Raw genomic sequence first — 14,877 nt, 5'->3', positions numbered from 1 at the left:
ACTCGATCATCACGAGCGCACCTGCGCCGATGACATAGGCATCCGCGCGCGCATTTCCATAAGGGAGGGAAAGTCGCGATCACATCTGAGGAATGAAAGCAGACTGGAAAATATCCGCGGAAACGCTATCTTGTCGATGGACGGGAACACCCCGAAGGAGTCCGACGATGAAAATCATAGTCGTTGCGGCCTTTGCCGCCCTGTTCCTGGCATCCTGTGTCGCACCGACGCCTTATAACAGCCTCGAGCCCATTCCCGGCAGCATCACCTATAATGGCCAGCCCCGTACCAAGCTGAAGAAAGCACCCATCGGCAGCACGTTGCACAACAATTTCTATGGTCCCTTCGGTGAACGGATCGAGGAAACCTACATGATCATGCCCGACCGGTCGCTCAAACTCGTTGCTCGCCGCCGCCAGCGCATAGGTTTATACGACTGACGAACGGGCTATCCCGGCCACATCATTCATGAGCGTTTGCTACATAGACAAACCGGAATGAGGCAAATGATTTCGGCATTGGCGTTGCTCGCAGGCAGGACTTTCTCCCCGTGACCGGCGAAACGGAATGATTTGCGTTATAATATCCTACCAAATGAATAGAGTATGCCTGCTAACAACGGAGGTAGACATGCAAGCGAAACAACTCACAAAACTTTTCACGGTGGCGCTTCTCGCCACGAGCATACAGATGGGTGGTTTGGGTTTCGCGTTTGCAGACACGACACTTCTCAATGTCTCCTATGACCCGACGCGTGAACTCTACAAGGATTTCAACGCGGCCTTCGCTGAAAAGTGGAAGGCGGACACAGGCGAGACAGTGACGATCCAGGCGTCGCATGGGGGCTCAGGCAAGCAGGCACGCGCCGTTATCGACGGGCTCGAAGCCGATGTGGTCACACTGGCGCTCGAAGCCGATATCGATGCCATCGCCAAGGAAACCGGAAAGATTCCAGCTGACTGGAAGACCAAGTTCGAAAACAACAGCGCACCCTACACGTCGACGATCGTCTTCCTGGTGCGCAAAGGCAATCCGAAGGGCATCAAGGACTGGGGCGATCTGGTCAAGGACGACATCCAGGTCATCACGCCGAACCCCAAGACATCGGGCGGCGCGCGCTGGAACTTCCTGGCAGCCTGGGCCTGGGCCCGCGCGGCCAATGGCGGTGACGATGGCAAGGCGCAGGAATATGTGACGCAGCTCTTCAAGCATGTTCCGGTTCTCGATACCGGTGCGCGCGGTTCGACGACGACCTTCGTCCAGCGCGGCCTTGGCGACGTGCTTCTCGCTTGGGAAAACGAAGCCTATCTGTCGCTGGAAGAACTCGGGCCCGACCAGTTCGAGATCGTCACGCCGACAATCTCGATCAAGGCCGAACCACCGGTCGCGCTGGTTGACGGCAATGTCGATGCCAAGGGCACCCGCAAGGTCGCCGAAGCCTATCTCCAGTACCTTTACTCGGATGTCGGCCAGAAGATCGCGGCCAAGCACTACTATCGCCCCTTCAAGCCTGAAGTCGCCGATCCGGAAGACATCAAGCGTTTTGCCGATGTGAAGCTGTCGACTATTGACGAATTCGGCGGATGGAAGGAAGCTCAGCCGAAATTCTTCGGAGACGGTGGGCTCTTCGACCAGATCTACAAGCCGGGGCAATAAGACTTAATGACCGCACGCACAGCTTCGCTGTGGCAATTCAGACAGCCGAGCGTCATTCCGGGATTCGGATTGGCGCTCGGCGTTACTTTGTCATGGCTCATCCTCATCATCCTCATTCCTCTTTCCGGACTGGCCTTGCGGTCAAGCGCTCTCGGCTGGGGCACGTTCTGGACGCTGGCCACCGACCAGCGAACACTGAACGCGCTGCGCATCAGCTTCGGCACGGCCTTTGCCGCCGCCCTCGTCAATGTGGTCTTCGGAGTTATCCTGGCCTGGGTGTTGGTTCGCTATCGCTTTCCCGGTAAGCGAATCATCGACGCCATGGTCGATCTGCCCTTCGCATTGCCGACCGCCGTCGCCGGTATTGCGCTGACAACGCTCTATGCCCCGAACGGCTGGATCGGCAGCCTGCTGACGCCGCTCGGGATCAAGATCGCTTTTACCCCGATCGGCATCGTCTTCGCGCTGGTCTTCGTCGGCCTGCCTTTTGTCGTCCGGACGGTCCAGCCGATCATGGAAGAGATCGACAAGGAAGTGGAGGAAGCCGCCGCCACGCTCGGCGCCAACCGCTTCCAGACGATCAGGCGCGTCCTGCTGCCGGGGCTTGCACCTGCCGTCCTGACCGGCTTCGCGCTTGCCTTTGCCCGTGGCGTCGGTGAATACGGCTCGGTCATCTTCATCGCCGGCAACCTGCCCTACGTCTCGGAAATCGCCCCCCTCCTGATCGTCATCCGGCTGGAGGAGTTCAATTATCCGGCAGCGACCGCGATCGCGGCCGTCATGCTTGTCATTTCCTTCGCCATGCTGTTGGTCATCAACACGATACAGGCCTGGAGCAGACGGAGGTACGGTTATGGCGCATGATGCCACTTCTTCGCGGACCGGAAACACCGAACTCGTCCGCGTCGCCACGTCAGAAAGCCGGCTGGCGCGCTATGGCCTGATCGGCGTTGCGCTCTGTTTCGTGGCGCTCTTTCTCGTCCTTCCGCTGGCGGCAGTGTTCACCGAGGCGATGCGCAACGGTCCCGGCGAATTCCTGACCGTGCTGTCGGACCCGGAAACCTTTGCGGCGATCCGACTGACCCTGCTGGTGGCGGCCATCGCGGTGCCGCTCAATCTGGTCTTCGGCGTTGCCGCGGCCTGGGCGATCGCCAAGTTCGAATTCAAGGGCAAGGCGTTCCTGACAACGCTGATCGACCTGCCCTTCTCGGTCTCGCCGGTCATTTCCGGCCTGGTCTTCATCCTGCTGTTCGGCTCCCACAGCCTTCTTGGCCCCTGGCTGCAGAGCCACGGCATCCAGATTCTGTTTGCCGTCCCGGGGATCGTGCTGGCAACCGTGTTCGTCACCTTCCCCTTCGTTGCCCGCGAACTGATCCCGCTGATGCAGGAACAGGGAACCAGCGACGAGGAGGCCGCCCTGTCGCTCGGCGCCAGCGGCTGGCAGACCTTCTGGCATGTCACCTTACCGAATATCAAATGGGGACTGCTTTACGGCGTTCTTCTCTGCAACGCCCGCGCCATGGGAGAATTCGGCGCGGTCTCGGTCGTCTCCGGCCATATTCGCGGCCTGACGAACACCATGCCGCTGCAGGTGGAAATCCTCTACAACGAATACAATTTCGTTGCCGCCTTCGCGGTTGCAACGCTTCTCGCCCTGCTGGCCCTTGTCACCCTCGTTCTGAAGTCGCTGCTTGAAATGAAGTACAGCGAACAGATCGCCGCCAGCCGCAGGCACTGAAAGGTCAAGTCTCTATGGAAGTTCGCGTTCAAAACATACGCAAGGAATTCAGCCGCTTTCCGGCGTTGAACGACGTTTCGCTCGACATCCGCTCGGGCGAACTGATCGCACTCCTCGGTCCGTCCGGCTCCGGCAAGACGACGCTTCTGCGCCTGATCGCAGGATTGGAAAGCCCTACCGACGGGACGGTCTATTTCGGCAACGAGGATGCCTCGCGCAAGACCGTGCAACAGCGCAATATCGGCTTCGTGTTCCAGCACTATGCCCTGTTTCGCCACATGACCGTGCTGGACAATGTCTCCTTCGGCCTGACGATCCGACCCGCCAGTCGCCGGCCCGCCAAGGCCGAAATCCGCAAGCGCGCGCTGGAACTGCTGGATCTCGTCCAGTTGAGCGGACTGGAAAGGCGTTATCCGGCCCAACTGTCCGGCGGCCAGCGCCAGCGTGTCGCGCTTGCCCGCGCCATGGCGGTCGAACCCAATGTCCTACTGCTCGACGAGCCCTTCGGCGCGCTCGATGCGCAGGTGCGCAAGGAACTGCGCCGCTGGCTGCGCGAAATCCATGACCGCACTGGCCACACAACTGTGTTCGTCACGCATGACCAGGATGAAGCGCTGGAACTCGCCGACCGCGTCGTCGTCATGAGCAAGGGCAAGATCGAACAGATCGGCACGCCCGACGAAATCTACGACACGCCGAACTCGCCCTTCGTCTTCGGCTTCATCGGCCAGTCGAACATCCTGCCGGTCAAGGTCGAAAACGGGCAACTCTGGCTCGATGGTCAGCCGATCGGCGTCAGCGCCCAGGGTGAAAAGGACGGCCCCGCCCAGCTCTATTTCCGTCCGCATGATATCGAGTTGCTGGATGGCGCCAGCGGCTGCATTTCCGGCACCGTTACGGTGACGCGCCGTGTCGCCGGCACCCGTCATGTCGAACTCGACGTCAGCGCGGCGAAGAGCAAGGTAGAAATCGAACTGCCGCCGGAACGGGTAACCACGGACCATTCGCGCCTCTCGTTCCGGCCGACGCGCTGGAAGCTGTTTCGGGAGACGGCTTGAAGATGATCCGGCCGCACTTCGTGCGGCTGGTCCTCTCTTGAACCGGGCTGCCCTTTCCACGCTGCGACATGATCCTGGTTCATCGGTTTTTGGCTTGTCGGCCTGACGTGTTGCCACAAGCCGTTGCACGGCTTCGACGGTCTTTCCATCCAAGCGGAACCGGCATGAATTCAATGAAAAGTCTCGTCTGCCGGATTTGCGCCGTCATTGTCGGCTATCTTGAGCAGAACTGACGAATGGCAACGTTCATCTGAAAAAACGTATCCGCCAATATCCGATCATGTCTTATTGAATGGCGGTAATTTCGAAAGGGGATACACTGCGACCATCGTGGCTGGCGTTAACGACGCCGGACCCGGGAAGTCGATTGCTTCCGCCAATTGGAGGATGGATGACCATGACTCTCAGCCCCTATATGGACGCTCTGTGTGCCGAGGACATTGATGCGCTTCGGATGGTATTCGATCAGTTTTGCGAAAACCGTCAAAAGAGCCGGTCGGATGCCGACATGGAAATCTGCGCGAACCTTATTGTGCGGCTCTATCAGGGTGGCCAGCGCGATCCGGAAGCTTTGATGCGCGCATGCGAGGCCGCCCTGCAGCCGGACCTTGCCATCAGCGCCTGACATCGCAAAAGGAGCTGCTACATAATCAAAGTTTACAGCGACCTTTGCGCGTCATTTTTGACGCGCGGCGCTGTAGTCACTCGGTCTCCTGCGCCGCGTTTTCCGGCGTCACCACCAGAGGGTTCGGTGGCGTTGTACTCTTGTTGCTGTCGTCGGGTGCGAAATATTGAACGACGAGGATACTCAGGATCGCGCCGACCACGAGACCATAGACACCCATCATCACCATGCGGGAAGTCATGACCTGCCTCCTTTTTCAAAACATCACTGGTACAGGTAGACGATTGAAACGCCGCGTGGCCGCCAAGGTTCCTTTAGAGAATTCTTGCGCAGGGCTGGATGTCTATCCCGCCTGCAACTGGCTCAGCCGGCGATAGAGCCCGTCCTGCTTCAAAAGCTCGGCATGGCTGCCATCCTCGACGATCCTGCCTTCGTTGACCACGAGGATGCGGTCAGCCTGGGTGATCGTCGCCAGCCGGTGGGCGATGACCAGCGTCGTGCGCCCCTTAGACAGTTCCGTCAGGGATTGCTGGATGGCGCGCTCGGTTTCGGTATCGAGCGCCGAGGTCGCCTCGTCGAGAATAAGAATCGGTGGGTTCTTCAGGAAGATGCGGGCAATGGCGAGCCGCTGCTTCTGGCCACCCGACAGTTTCACCCCGCGCTCTCCGACGACGGTATCCAGCCCCTGCGGCAGGTCGGCGATGACGCCCTCCAGCCGCGCCTTGCGCGCAGCCTCGACGATCTCGGCCTCGGTGGCGTCCAGCCGCCCATAAGCGATATTCTCGCGGAACGTACCGGCAAACAGAAAGACATCCTGGCTGACGATGCCGATCTGGTTTCGAAGCGACCGAAGGCTCATATCGCGGATATCGATGTCATCGATGGTGATTGATCCGGTCGTCACTTCATAGAAGCGCGGCAGCAACGCGCAGATCGTCGTCTTGCCGGCGCCCGAGGGACCAACAAAGGCAATGGTCTCGCCGGCACGAATATCGATCGTCAGTTCATCCAGGATCGCCTTCGACTGCTGATAGCCGAATCCTGCCCCAACATAGCGGATATCTCCCTTCAGCGCTGTGACGTCACGGGCGCCCGGGCGGTCGGCGATATCCGGACGCGTATCGAGGAAATCGACATAACGACGAAAGCCGGCAATGCCTTTCGGATAGGTTTCAATCACCGAGTTGATCTTGTCGACCGGACGGAAGAACACACCGACCAAAAGCAGGAACCCGACAAAACCGCCCGCCGTCAATTCTCCCTGCAGGACGAAATAGCTGCCGGCGACGAGCACCACCATCTGCACCAGCCGCATCGAGAGGTAGCTCAGCGTGGTCGATACCGCCATGATCCGGTAGGCGTCGAGCTTGGTCTTACGATAGCGCTGGTTGTCCGCCTCGAACAGGCCGCGCTCGTGGTCCTCGTTGGCGAAGGCCTGGACCACGCGGATGCCGCCGACATTCTCCTCGATGCGAGCATTGAAGTCACCGACCCGGTTATAGAGCGCCTGCCAGTTTCGCGTCATCCGGCCGCCATAGCGTGTCGTCAGCCAGGCCGTCAGCGGCAGCACCAATGCGGTAATCAACGCGAGCTTCGGATTGACCGAAGCCATCAGCAGAAAAGCACCAATCAGCGTTATGATGGCAATGAACACGTCTTCCGGACCATGGTGGGCCACCTCGCCGATTTCCTCGAGATCCTTCGTCAAGCGCGCCACAAGATGACCGGTCTTCTGGTTGTCGAAGTAGCCGAAGGAGAGTTTTTGCAGATGATCGAAAGCCTTGCGCCGCATCTCTGTCTCGATGTTGATACCGAGCATATGTCCCCAATAGGTCACGATCGCCATCAGTCCACCGTTGATGACGTAGATCGCCATCAACCCGGCGGAGGCAAGCGCGACATATCCCCATTGTCCGGTCGGCAAAAGCACGTCGATAAACAGCTTCACCGCAACCGGAAAGCCAAGCTCCAGCAGGCCCGACGCCACGGCGCAGGAAAAATCCAGGAGAAACAGCCGGCGATGTGGCCGATAATAGGCAAAGAAGCGTCCGATAAGATCGCGCATATGTCTTGGGTCCTTTTCGGAGCCTGGCCGGGAGACAGGCGCCGGAATCTACGCGCGGGCTTGACGGGCGCGGGCGCGCGCGCTGTATTGCAATCGGCGCTTCTTTTAATCGGTTCGGGCGGAACAACAAGCAACTTTGCCCAAATGACGTCGACACCATGTGCCAACTGTTGGAATTCATGCAATCTGTTTGACATAAATCTTCAGTATTGACCCAACTGCAAGCCCTGTTGGACCTCAGCGCCGGCTTGCCCCATAAACAGCATTGAGCTTCTGCTCATGATTCTAAATGAATAAAACGTGACGACCGCCCGTTAGTGGGGTACCGGCATTGTGTCTGGACTTACCGGTGTAAATTTGTACAGCGTTATTCCGTCACGGATGAAAACAAAAAACGTTTCAACCAATGGTCACAACATGTGTATGTAATACTGCACTGAAACAGAATTTTCAAATATAAGGAGGTCGCTTTGTTCTGGCACTTTGTAACCCTGAGCACCGGGAAATCGGCACTGGTCGATTTTTCCAAAGTCATGTACGTCACCGAAAGCGGGGAAGGAGCAACGCTTCATTTCCACCTTGAATCCGAAAATGCCAGCGGAAAGAAGGTCCCCAAGTCCATCACCGTCAAGGAAAGCGTCAGCGTTCTGGGCAAAGTGTTGAAGAGCCGCAAGTTCTTCTGATTCCGCAGCGGCGGGCTCGGTCCGCCGCGCAGCGTTCTCGACGCGGACAGCAGGAACCTCGCCGCGTGAAATGCGGAACACCGATGACCTTGCGCCGCAAGGTCATCCTTCATTCGCTGTGGAAAAAGAGAAGAATGGTGGGTGATCACGGGCTCGAACCGTGGACCCGCTGATTAAGAGTCAGCTGCTCTACCAACTGAGCTAATCACCCGCCAAAACCGCTTCGCTGCGGCCTCAAGACCGCCGTTGCCGTGGTCTGATGGGGCGTATAATGGCCTTCGCCAGGCTTGTCCAGTTCCCCAGGCGATTTTCTTTCGGATTTTGCAAAAAAATCTGTGTGGGCGCTTTAAGGCCTGTTTTTCAAAGATAAAGTTCACCGGCCGCGATCTTCACCGCCTGCCCGCCGATCCGCGAAGCCGCGATTTCACCGCCGGCAACGTCAATGTGCAGGTGCAGCAGCGACGGTCGCCCCATCTCCACGCCCTGTTCGATCAGGAAGGGATGATGGCCGTCGATCAGTTGGTCGAAATGATGGATGGCGCCTGAAAAAGCGGCGACCGCCGCCCCGGTTGCCGGATCCTCGGTGATCCCCATGGCCGGCGCGAACATGCGCGTGTGAAAGCGCGCGATGTGGTTGACCCCGCCGCGGCAGTAGACATAGGCGCTGGCGAGCCGGCCGTCGGCCATCGGTGTCACCTGCTCCCAGGCGGCCGCGTCGAATTCGATGGCGCCGGCTGCAGCGACATCGTGCACAGGCATCATTACAAACGGCACGCCGGCGGTCCAGAACGACGGAACGTGGTTCTCGAACCCAATCTGCGTCGACTTCAGGCTGAAAGCATCGGCGAGCGCCTGGCGATCGAAGCGGGCCTCGAGTTGCGCCGACTTTCGCGGCACATCGAATTCGGCGAATGTCGCCGATCCCGCCTTGTGGCGAACGGCGCAGCGTACCGGGCCGACATTTTCTTCCAGCATCTGGACGAGATCGTAGTCACCCTCGCCAGACCTGCGTGAATTTTCAGCAAGCGCGATCGCCGCTCCCACGGTCGGATGGCCGGCAAAGGGCAATTCGTAGCCGGGTGCGAAAATCCGCAGCCGTGCCGTATGTGCGGGGTTTTCCGCAGGCCTGATGAAGACCGTCTCCGACAGGTTGAACTCGCCGGCAATCGCCTGCATGGCCTTGTCACTCAGACCATCGCCGTCAAAGACCACGGCCAGCGGGTTTCCCTCCAGCGTGTTGGCGGTGAAAACATCGTAGATTGCGTAGCGTCGTGCCACCATCAGCTCCCTGTCTGTTTCCTTGGCCACAGACCTTGCACGCCAAACAACGGGCGGCAAGCGCAAACCATCACCGTCCGCCGTTCAAAGCCCAGTCCAGGATCGGCGGCATGAAGGGCAGATACGCGTGCAGCCCCGGCTCGGCACGGCGGATCGCCAGCGCCTCGTCGATCTCCGGCTCCGGGTCTTCGGCGATATGGCGGCCGATGCGCATGATCAGTTCGTCCGCGGTCTCGGCAAAGCGGTAGACACGCAGCACCGTGATGACGCCCCGGTCATGCAGGGCATGGAAATCCGACACGCTCTCGGCATCTGCAAGCGCTACACCGGTCTCTTCGAGCACTTCGCGCGCCATGTTGCCGTCCATGTCGCAGATCCCGTCGCGAATATCCTCGGGGTCGAGCGAGCCCGCCGCACAATAGACGCGACCGGGATTGGACGTGTGCTTGCCCATGCGAATGGCAATGACGGCTCCATCGGAAGACACGATCACCGGCAGGCCGAACAGGTGCAGCGCCAAGTCGACAGGCCGCGTCTTGCGCCACAGCAGGAAGGCCGAGAACGGCACGATATGGCTTTCGCCGCGAATGCGACCGTTTTCGATGCCAATCGCACGCGGCAGCAGCATGCGACCGTCATAAAGCGCGGGATTGGCAGCGATCTCCTCAGCCCAGTTGGCCGAGATCGCGTTCTGTTCGGACACACAATAGGGATGCGGCCCGTCCATGACGCGCAGTTCGATGCCGGTGACGGGAAATATCCGTCGCTCCGGCGGCCATTCGGTCATGTTGGTGGTCAGGTTCGATTTCAGGTCATGCATGGGGAGGAATCACACGTTGATGGAAATGACGACGGGGCAATGGTCGGATGCCTTCGGGCGGTCCCAACCGGTTCTCGGATAGCGCTCGACCTCCTGCCCCTTTGGAAAGATAGTCCGGTAAGGCTGGCCGCTGCGGATGATCTCCGGCACGCTGGCCGGATTGCGCTCGGCCAAGGCCTTTGACAGCCAGATGTAATCGAGCTGGCAGAGATGCCGCTCCTCGGGGCCTCGGCTGTGAAACAGGGTCCAGCGGTCCAATTCCGGGCGCCGCCGCAGCGCGTTTTCGACGAAGCCGTCATGGCTGAACACATCGAGCGCGCTGACCGCTTCCTGCTTCGGCTCGAAACTGTAGCCGTTGCGCCGGTCGCCGAGCACATCGACGCGCTCCTGGTAGTCGTTCATGTCGCCACAGACGGCGAACATCTTGCCCGCGAGATTGCCAGGCCCGAACCGGTTCTCGATGATGCGCCGGACGGCGGCGGCTTCCGCCGTTCTAACCGGCATCGTCGCGGTGCGCCCGTCCACCCCGTCTCGCGCCGGCCCCATCGACTTGAAATGGACGACGAATAGCGTGAACGGCCGTCCGCCGATGCGGAAGTCGAGCTCCAGGCAGTCCCGCTTGAAGATCCGGTCGCCCGGTACATTGGTGGCCGCCAGAGCGTCATTGAACAGACCGAGATCGGCATAGGTGAGGCTGGCATGGGACTTGACCTCGACGCATTCGATCTTCTGTCCATCGCGCGTCTCCTCGCGTACCAGCACCGCGACGTCGATGCCACGGCTGTCATTGCCTTCGATCAGGTATTTCTGCCGGTAGCCATTACCGACCATGCGGAAGAGATAGCCATATTCGAACGCCTGCAGCGCCGTCATGTTGTCGGCTTCCTGCAGGCAGAGGATATCGGCGTCGCAGTCGGCGATCGCCAAGGCCGACATCTGCCGCGTATCGTCGGTATGCGCGATCGTGCGGGCTTCCTCCAGTCGCTGATATTCCGCCTCGCTCTTTACGTCGAACAGCCGCAGCACGCGATCCTGCTTGAGTTGGTTGCGGAAGCCGGAAAAATCGAACCTGCTCATCAGGTTTTCGATATTGAAGGTGGCGAGGCGAAGGGACATCAGCGAATTCCGGCTGCGATTGGCGCGACTTTAGCCAATCGCCGGTAAAAGTCGAACGTCTTTCTCCCCATCGCGATCACGCCTTCGCGACGTCAACATCTGCACCAAAATTGGGGCCATCGCATCCGGCTGAATAAAGGTTCTTGTCCAACCGTTGCCGATGCACATGATCGGTCGAAGACCTTTTCGGGAGCATCGGGGGGAGAACATGCGAACGTTCCATTGGGCGACGAAAACCATTCTTACGGCCGCCGTTTGCCTGACCGGCGGTATCGCCACTGCACGCGCCGACAGTTTCGGGGCGATTTCGCTGTCGCCCGCCACGGGCGCGACCGGATGGTCGCACGATTACCGCTCCCGCTGGGAAGCCGAGGGCGTCGCCCAATCCTATTGCTACAAGAATGCCAGCGACTGCCGCGTGGCGATCTGGTTCAAGAACAGTTGCGGCGCGGTCGCAAGGGGACCGGACGGCGGCTGGGGCGCCGACTGGGCGCAAAACAGCCGCCGAGCGCAACGCGCGGCAATCGCGGCCTGCGCGCGCCACTCCTACAACTGCCAGGTGATCCGCTGGCAATGCTCCGGCGGATACTGAAACGCTTTTCCGGCAGGAGTCGCCCTCTGAAACAGACCGGCGAAAACGGATTTGAAGGTTTGTAGCGAAATGCGCAGCAAACAACCCCTGCGGATTCGCTTTTCAGCTGTCTAAACCTATTGATTACATTAGGAATGTCTGCGATTCGAAAATGGCTGCCATATTGCGGCGTCTGGGGGACTTTCAATGAGCAAGGGTACGGCATGGGGGGCGCGGCTGCGCTATGCGTTCGACAGGAGCATGGCAGCAGGCCCGATCGCCCTGATCGGCTGGCTGGCAATCATTTCTCTCATTGTCATCATCCTTGCCGGCGCCTTCCTGGCGATAACCCAGATCGCGCCCGAAGGCGGAGAACCGGTCAGCTTCATCGAAGGCGCTTGGGAATCGCTGATGCGCACCATGGATGCCGGAGCGATGGGCGGCGACGTCGGCTGGGGCTTCCGCGGTGTTTCGCTGTTCGTCACCATCGCCGGCATCTTCGTGTTCTCCGCCCTGATCGGCGTGCTCAGCGCCGGGCTTGAAAACAAGCTGGAAGACTTGCGCAAGGGCCGTTCCCAGGTGCTGGAGAGCGACCACACCATCATTCTCAACTGGTCGCCCTCGATCTTCGACGTCATTTCAGAACTTGTGATCGCCAATACCAGCCGCAGGAAACCCCGCATCGTCATCATGGCCTCCAGGGACAAGGTGGAAATGGAAGACGAGATTGCCACCAAGGTGGCCGATCTGAAGAACACCAAGATCATCTGCCGTAGCGGCGACCCGACCGACCTCTACGACCTCAACATCGTCAACCCCCAGACGTCGCGTTCGGTGATCGTCTTGTCGCCGGAGGGAGACGACCCGGATTCCCAGGTCATCAAGAGTGTGCTTGCGCTGGTCAACGGTCCGGACAGGCGGGCGAAGCCCTATCAGATCGCCGCCGAAATCCGCGACAGCAGCAATGCCGATGTCGCCCGCATCGTCGGCGGCAACGAATTGCAGCTGATCCTCGCCGACGACCTCATCTCCCGCATCGTCGTACATTCCAGCCGCCAGTCGGGCCTCAGCGCCGTCTATTCCGAACTGCTCGATTTCGATGGATGCGAGATTTACACGCTGGCGCAGCCGGACCTTACCGGCAAGAGCTTTGCCGCCGCCGTCATGGCCTATGAGACATCGACGTTGATCGGTCTGTGCGACGAAGAGGGCAAGGTGCATCTCAACCCGGCACCGAGCCGCGTCTTCAAGGATGGCGAGCGCGCCATCATCATTGCCGAGGATGACGACGCGATCAAATCCGGCAACAATGAGATCCGCATCGAAAAGGAAGCCATCCTACCCGTCGCGGCGCGCGGACAGGCGCCGGAACGGACCCTCATTCTCGGCTGGAACCGTCGCGGGCCAATCATCGCCTATGAGCTGTCGCGTTATGTCGCGCCCGGCTCGCTGCTGACCATTGCCGGCGATACGCCGGAACTGGAAGCGGAGATCGCCGCGCTCAGCATTGCCAACGGCAACATGGCGATCGATCATCACATCATCGACACCAGCAACCGCGCCGAACTCGATGCGCTCGATATCCCGAGCTATGACCATGTGCTGGTTTTGGGCTACAGCGACCACATGGCGCCGCAGCCGGCCGACACCCGCACCCTCGTGACACTCCTGCAGTTGCGCAAGATCGCCGAAAAGGCCGGTCGCCATATCAGCGTCGTCAGCGAGATGACGGATGTGCGCAACCGGGAACTGGCGGAAGTCACTCGCGCCGATGATTTCGTCGTCAGCAACAAGCTGGTCAGCCTCATGCTGGCGCAGGCCTCCGAGAACGAGCGCATGGCGGCGATCTTCGACGAATTGCTTGATGAGGATGGATCGGAAATCTACATGCGGCCGGTCAGCGAATATGTCACGATCGGCGAGCCCGTGACCTTCTATACGCTCTGCCTCGCCGCCCTGCGCCGTGGCGAGGTGGCGATCGGTTACCGTCGCCAGCGTGAGGGCGACGCGGATCCGCGCCGTCTCGGCGGCGTCGTCGTCAATCCCTCGAAATCCGAAAAGCTGCTCTACAGCGCAAGCGACCGCGTCATCGTGCTTGCCAGGGAATAATCGATAGCGAAAGGGCAAAAGCCATCTTTTGCCCTTTCCGTTTCGGCCGATTGCCTTAGATTGTCGCGTACCCTCCCCGCCACGAACAGCAGGACATCATCATGGAATATCGCCTCCTCGGCCGCTCCGGCCTCAAGGTTTCAACACTGACGATGGGCACGATGACGATCGGCGGCAAGGGCTGGGCCTCGATGGTGGGAACGCAGGGGCTGGATGAAGCGAGTCGGCTGATCGACATCTGCCTCGATGCCGGCGTCAACCTGATCGATACCGCAGACGCCTATTCCGCCGGTGTTTCCGAGGAGATCATTGGCGAAGCGCTCGGCGGCAAGCGCAAAAACGGCGTTCTCATCGCCACCAAGGCCCGCTTTCCGATGGGCGAAGGGCCGAACGATCGCGGCCTGTCGCGCCACCATCTCATCCGTGCCTGTGAAGACAGCCTACGGCGCCTGAAAACCGATGTGATCGACCTCTACCAGGTGCACGAATGGGACGGCCAGACGCCGGTCGAGGAAACCATGGAAGCACTCGACACGCTCGTGCGCCACGGCAAGGTCCGCTATATCGGCTGCTCCAACTTTTCCGGCTGGCACATCATGAAGGCGCTCGGCGTCAGCACACAGGAGCACCGGCAGCGCTTCGTCAGCCAGCAGATTCATTACACGCTGGAATCGCGCGACGCCGAATATGAACTGCTGCCGATCTCGATCGACCAAGGCCTCGCCGTGCTCGTCTGGAGCCCCCTTGCCGGCGGCCTGCTCTCGGGAAAACACCGGCGCGACAAGACAGCGGAAGGCTCGCGGCAACTGGCCGGCTGGGACGAACCGCCGATCCGCAACGAGGACCGCCTCTGGGCGATCGTCGATGTGTTGGGCGACATTGCCGGGAGCCGCAACGTCTCGGCCGCGCAGGTCGCGATTGCCTGGCTGATCGGTCGCAAGGCCGTCACCTCGGTGATCGTCGGCGGTCGCACGGAGGCCCAGTTCAGGGACAATCTCGCTGCAGCCGACCTCGTGCTCTCGGCAGAAGAACGCCGGCGCCTCGACGAAGTCAGCGCCCCACCGGTTATATATCCCTACTGGCACCAGTTGCGCACCGCCTCCGACAGGCTGGGCGAAGCCGACCTGTCACTGCTGGGACCGCATATTCCCGGATAAT

The 14,877-nt window shown here is 60.1% G+C and carries 15 protein-coding genes and 1 tRNA gene; 10 read left to right on the top strand and 6 right to left on the bottom strand.

The features are described from left to right. Positions 1-167: 167 nt before the first annotated feature. From ACST81_RS11450 to ACST81_RS11425, 6 genes are all read left to right on the top strand, one after another. The gene (locus tag ACST81_RS11450) at positions 168-440 is read left to right on the top strand and encodes a hypothetical protein (RefSeq protein ID WP_438747731.1); all 273 of its coding nucleotides are present in this window, start codon (positions 168-170) and stop codon (positions 438-440) included. 190 nt (positions 441-630) lie between these two features. After that, a complete protein-coding gene (locus ACST81_RS11445) occupies positions 631-1,656 on the top strand; it encodes a sulfate ABC transporter substrate-binding protein (RefSeq protein WP_438747730.1) in 1,026 nt (341 codons plus the stop codon). 6 nt (positions 1,657-1,662) lie between these two features. Further along, entirely contained in the window at positions 1,663-2,520 is an 858-nt protein-coding gene (cysT, locus tag ACST81_RS11440; RefSeq protein WP_438747728.1) for a sulfate ABC transporter permease subunit CysT, read from the top strand. After that, the gene (gene cysW, locus ACST81_RS11435) at positions 2,510-3,394 is read left to right on the top strand and encodes a sulfate ABC transporter permease subunit CysW (RefSeq protein WP_438747725.1); all 885 of its coding nucleotides are present in this window, start codon (positions 2,510-2,512) and stop codon (positions 3,392-3,394) included. The genes cysT and cysW overlap by 11 nt, the downstream gene beginning before the upstream one ends. A 14-nt stretch (positions 3,395-3,408) precedes the next feature. Beyond that, positions 3,409-4,452: a sulfate/molybdate ABC transporter ATP-binding protein gene (locus ACST81_RS11430; protein ID WP_438747723.1), complete on the top strand. Its 1,044-nt coding sequence runs from the start codon at positions 3,409-3,411 to the stop codon at positions 4,450-4,452. 391 nt (positions 4,453-4,843) lie between these two features. Continuing rightward, a complete protein-coding gene (locus ACST81_RS11425) occupies positions 4,844-5,077 on the top strand; it encodes a hypothetical protein (RefSeq protein ID WP_438747721.1) in 234 nt (77 codons plus the stop codon). A 76-nt stretch (positions 5,078-5,153) separates the two neighbouring features. On the opposite strand, the gene ACST81_RS11420 is transcribed toward ACST81_RS11425, so the two are convergent. Together ACST81_RS11420 and ACST81_RS11415 are read right to left on the bottom strand one after the other, a co-directional pair. Next, on the bottom strand, positions 5,154-5,318 hold the full coding sequence (locus ACST81_RS11420; RefSeq protein WP_438747719.1) for a hypothetical protein: 165 nt from the start codon (positions 5,316-5,318) through the stop codon (positions 5,154-5,156). Between the two features lie 102 nt (positions 5,319-5,420). Continuing rightward, on the bottom strand, positions 5,421-7,142 hold the full coding sequence (locus ACST81_RS11415; RefSeq protein WP_438747717.1) for an ABC transporter ATP-binding protein: 1,722 nt from the start codon (positions 7,140-7,142) through the stop codon (positions 5,421-5,423). A gap of 470 nt (positions 7,143-7,612) precedes the next feature. Between ACST81_RS11415 and ACST81_RS11410 the strand changes: the two genes are divergently transcribed. Then, positions 7,613-7,825 (top strand): hypothetical protein, encoded by a 213-nt coding sequence (locus ACST81_RS11410; RefSeq protein WP_438747715.1) that lies wholly within the window; start codon positions 7,613-7,615, stop codon positions 7,823-7,825. Between the two features lie 135 nt (positions 7,826-7,960). On the opposite strand, the gene ACST81_RS11405 is transcribed toward ACST81_RS11410, so the two are convergent. The 4 genes from ACST81_RS11405 to ACST81_RS11390 form a co-directional block, all read right to left on the bottom strand. After that, positions 7,961-8,036, bottom strand: a tRNA-Lys gene (locus ACST81_RS11405). A gap of 149 nt (positions 8,037-8,185) precedes the next feature. Beyond that, on the bottom strand, positions 8,186-9,103 hold the full coding sequence (locus ACST81_RS11400) for a PhzF family phenazine biosynthesis protein (protein WP_438753518.1): 918 nt from the start codon (positions 9,101-9,103) through the stop codon (positions 8,186-8,188). Between the two features lie 70 nt (positions 9,104-9,173). Beyond that, positions 9,174-9,923: an NUDIX hydrolase gene (locus ACST81_RS11395; RefSeq protein WP_438747714.1), complete on the bottom strand. Its 750-nt coding sequence runs from the start codon at positions 9,921-9,923 to the stop codon at positions 9,174-9,176. Positions 9,924-9,932: 9 nt separating this feature from the next. Continuing rightward, positions 9,933-11,039 carry an endonuclease/exonuclease/phosphatase family protein gene (locus ACST81_RS11390; protein ID WP_438747711.1) on the bottom strand — a complete coding sequence of 369 codons (1,107 nt, stop codon included), beginning with the start codon at positions 11,037-11,039 and terminating at the stop codon, positions 9,933-9,935. Positions 11,040-11,247: 208 nt separating this feature from the next. On the opposite strand from ACST81_RS11390, the gene ACST81_RS11385 reads away from it, so the two are divergent. The 3 genes from ACST81_RS11385 to ACST81_RS11375 all read left to right on the top strand — a co-directional run bounded on the left by ACST81_RS11385 (position 11,248) and on the right by ACST81_RS11375 (position 14,876). Continuing rightward, the gene (locus ACST81_RS11385; RefSeq protein ID WP_438747709.1) at positions 11,248-11,631 is read left to right on the top strand and encodes a DUF4189 domain-containing protein; all 384 of its coding nucleotides are present in this window, start codon (positions 11,248-11,250) and stop codon (positions 11,629-11,631) included. 186 nt (positions 11,632-11,817) lie between these two features. Further along, positions 11,818-13,719, top strand: coding sequence for a CASTOR/POLLUX-related putative ion channel (locus ACST81_RS11380; protein ID WP_438747706.1), 1,902 nt, complete (start codon positions 11,818-11,820; stop codon positions 13,717-13,719). A 101-nt stretch (positions 13,720-13,820) separates the two neighbouring features. Further along, entirely contained in the window at positions 13,821-14,876 is a 1,056-nt protein-coding gene (locus tag ACST81_RS11375; RefSeq protein ID WP_438747703.1) for an aldo/keto reductase, read from the top strand. Position 14,877 lies beyond the last annotated feature (1 nt).

Source organism: Pararhizobium sp. O133 (assembly GCF_051669845.1).
Taxonomy (GTDB): domain Bacteria; phylum Pseudomonadota; class Alphaproteobacteria; order Rhizobiales; family Rhizobiaceae; genus Pararhizobium.
Note: the sequence above shows the minus strand (reverse complement) of the source record. Positions and strands in the feature narration are given on the sequence as shown.

Coding starts and splice junctions, on each gene's coding strand:
- ACST81_RS11450 (WP_438747731.1), top strand. CDS start 168: ATGAAAATCATAGTCGTTGCGGCCTTTGCCGCCCTGTTCCTGGCATCC.
- ACST81_RS11445 (WP_438747730.1), top strand. CDS start 631: ATGCAAGCGAAACAACTCACAAAACTTTTCACGGTGGCGCTTCTCGCC.
- cysT (WP_438747728.1), top strand. CDS start 1,663: ATGACCGCACGCACAGCTTCGCTGTGGCAATTCAGACAGCCGAGCGTC.
- cysW (WP_438747725.1), top strand. CDS start 2,510: ATGGCGCATGATGCCACTTCTTCGCGGACCGGAAACACCGAACTCGTC.
- ACST81_RS11430 (WP_438747723.1), top strand. CDS start 3,409: ATGGAAGTTCGCGTTCAAAACATACGCAAGGAATTCAGCCGCTTTCCG.
- ACST81_RS11425 (WP_438747721.1), top strand. CDS start 4,844: ATGACCATGACTCTCAGCCCCTATATGGACGCTCTGTGTGCCGAGGAC.
- ACST81_RS11420 (WP_438747719.1), bottom strand. CDS start 5,318: ATGACTTCCCGCATGGTGATGATGGGTGTCTATGGTCTCGTGGTCGGC.
- ACST81_RS11415 (WP_438747717.1), bottom strand. CDS start 7,142: ATGCGCGATCTTATCGGACGCTTCTTTGCCTATTATCGGCCACATCGC.
- ACST81_RS11395 (WP_438747714.1), bottom strand. CDS start 9,923: ATGCATGACCTGAAATCGAACCTGACCACCAACATGACCGAATGGCCG.
- ACST81_RS11390 (WP_438747711.1), bottom strand. CDS start 11,039: ATGTCCCTTCGCCTCGCCACCTTCAATATCGAAAACCTGATGAGCAGG.
- ACST81_RS11385 (WP_438747709.1), top strand. CDS start 11,248: ATGCGAACGTTCCATTGGGCGACGAAAACCATTCTTACGGCCGCCGTT.
- ACST81_RS11380 (WP_438747706.1), top strand. CDS start 11,818: ATGAGCAAGGGTACGGCATGGGGGGCGCGGCTGCGCTATGCGTTCGAC.
- ACST81_RS11375 (WP_438747703.1), top strand. CDS start 13,821: ATGGAATATCGCCTCCTCGGCCGCTCCGGCCTCAAGGTTTCAACACTG.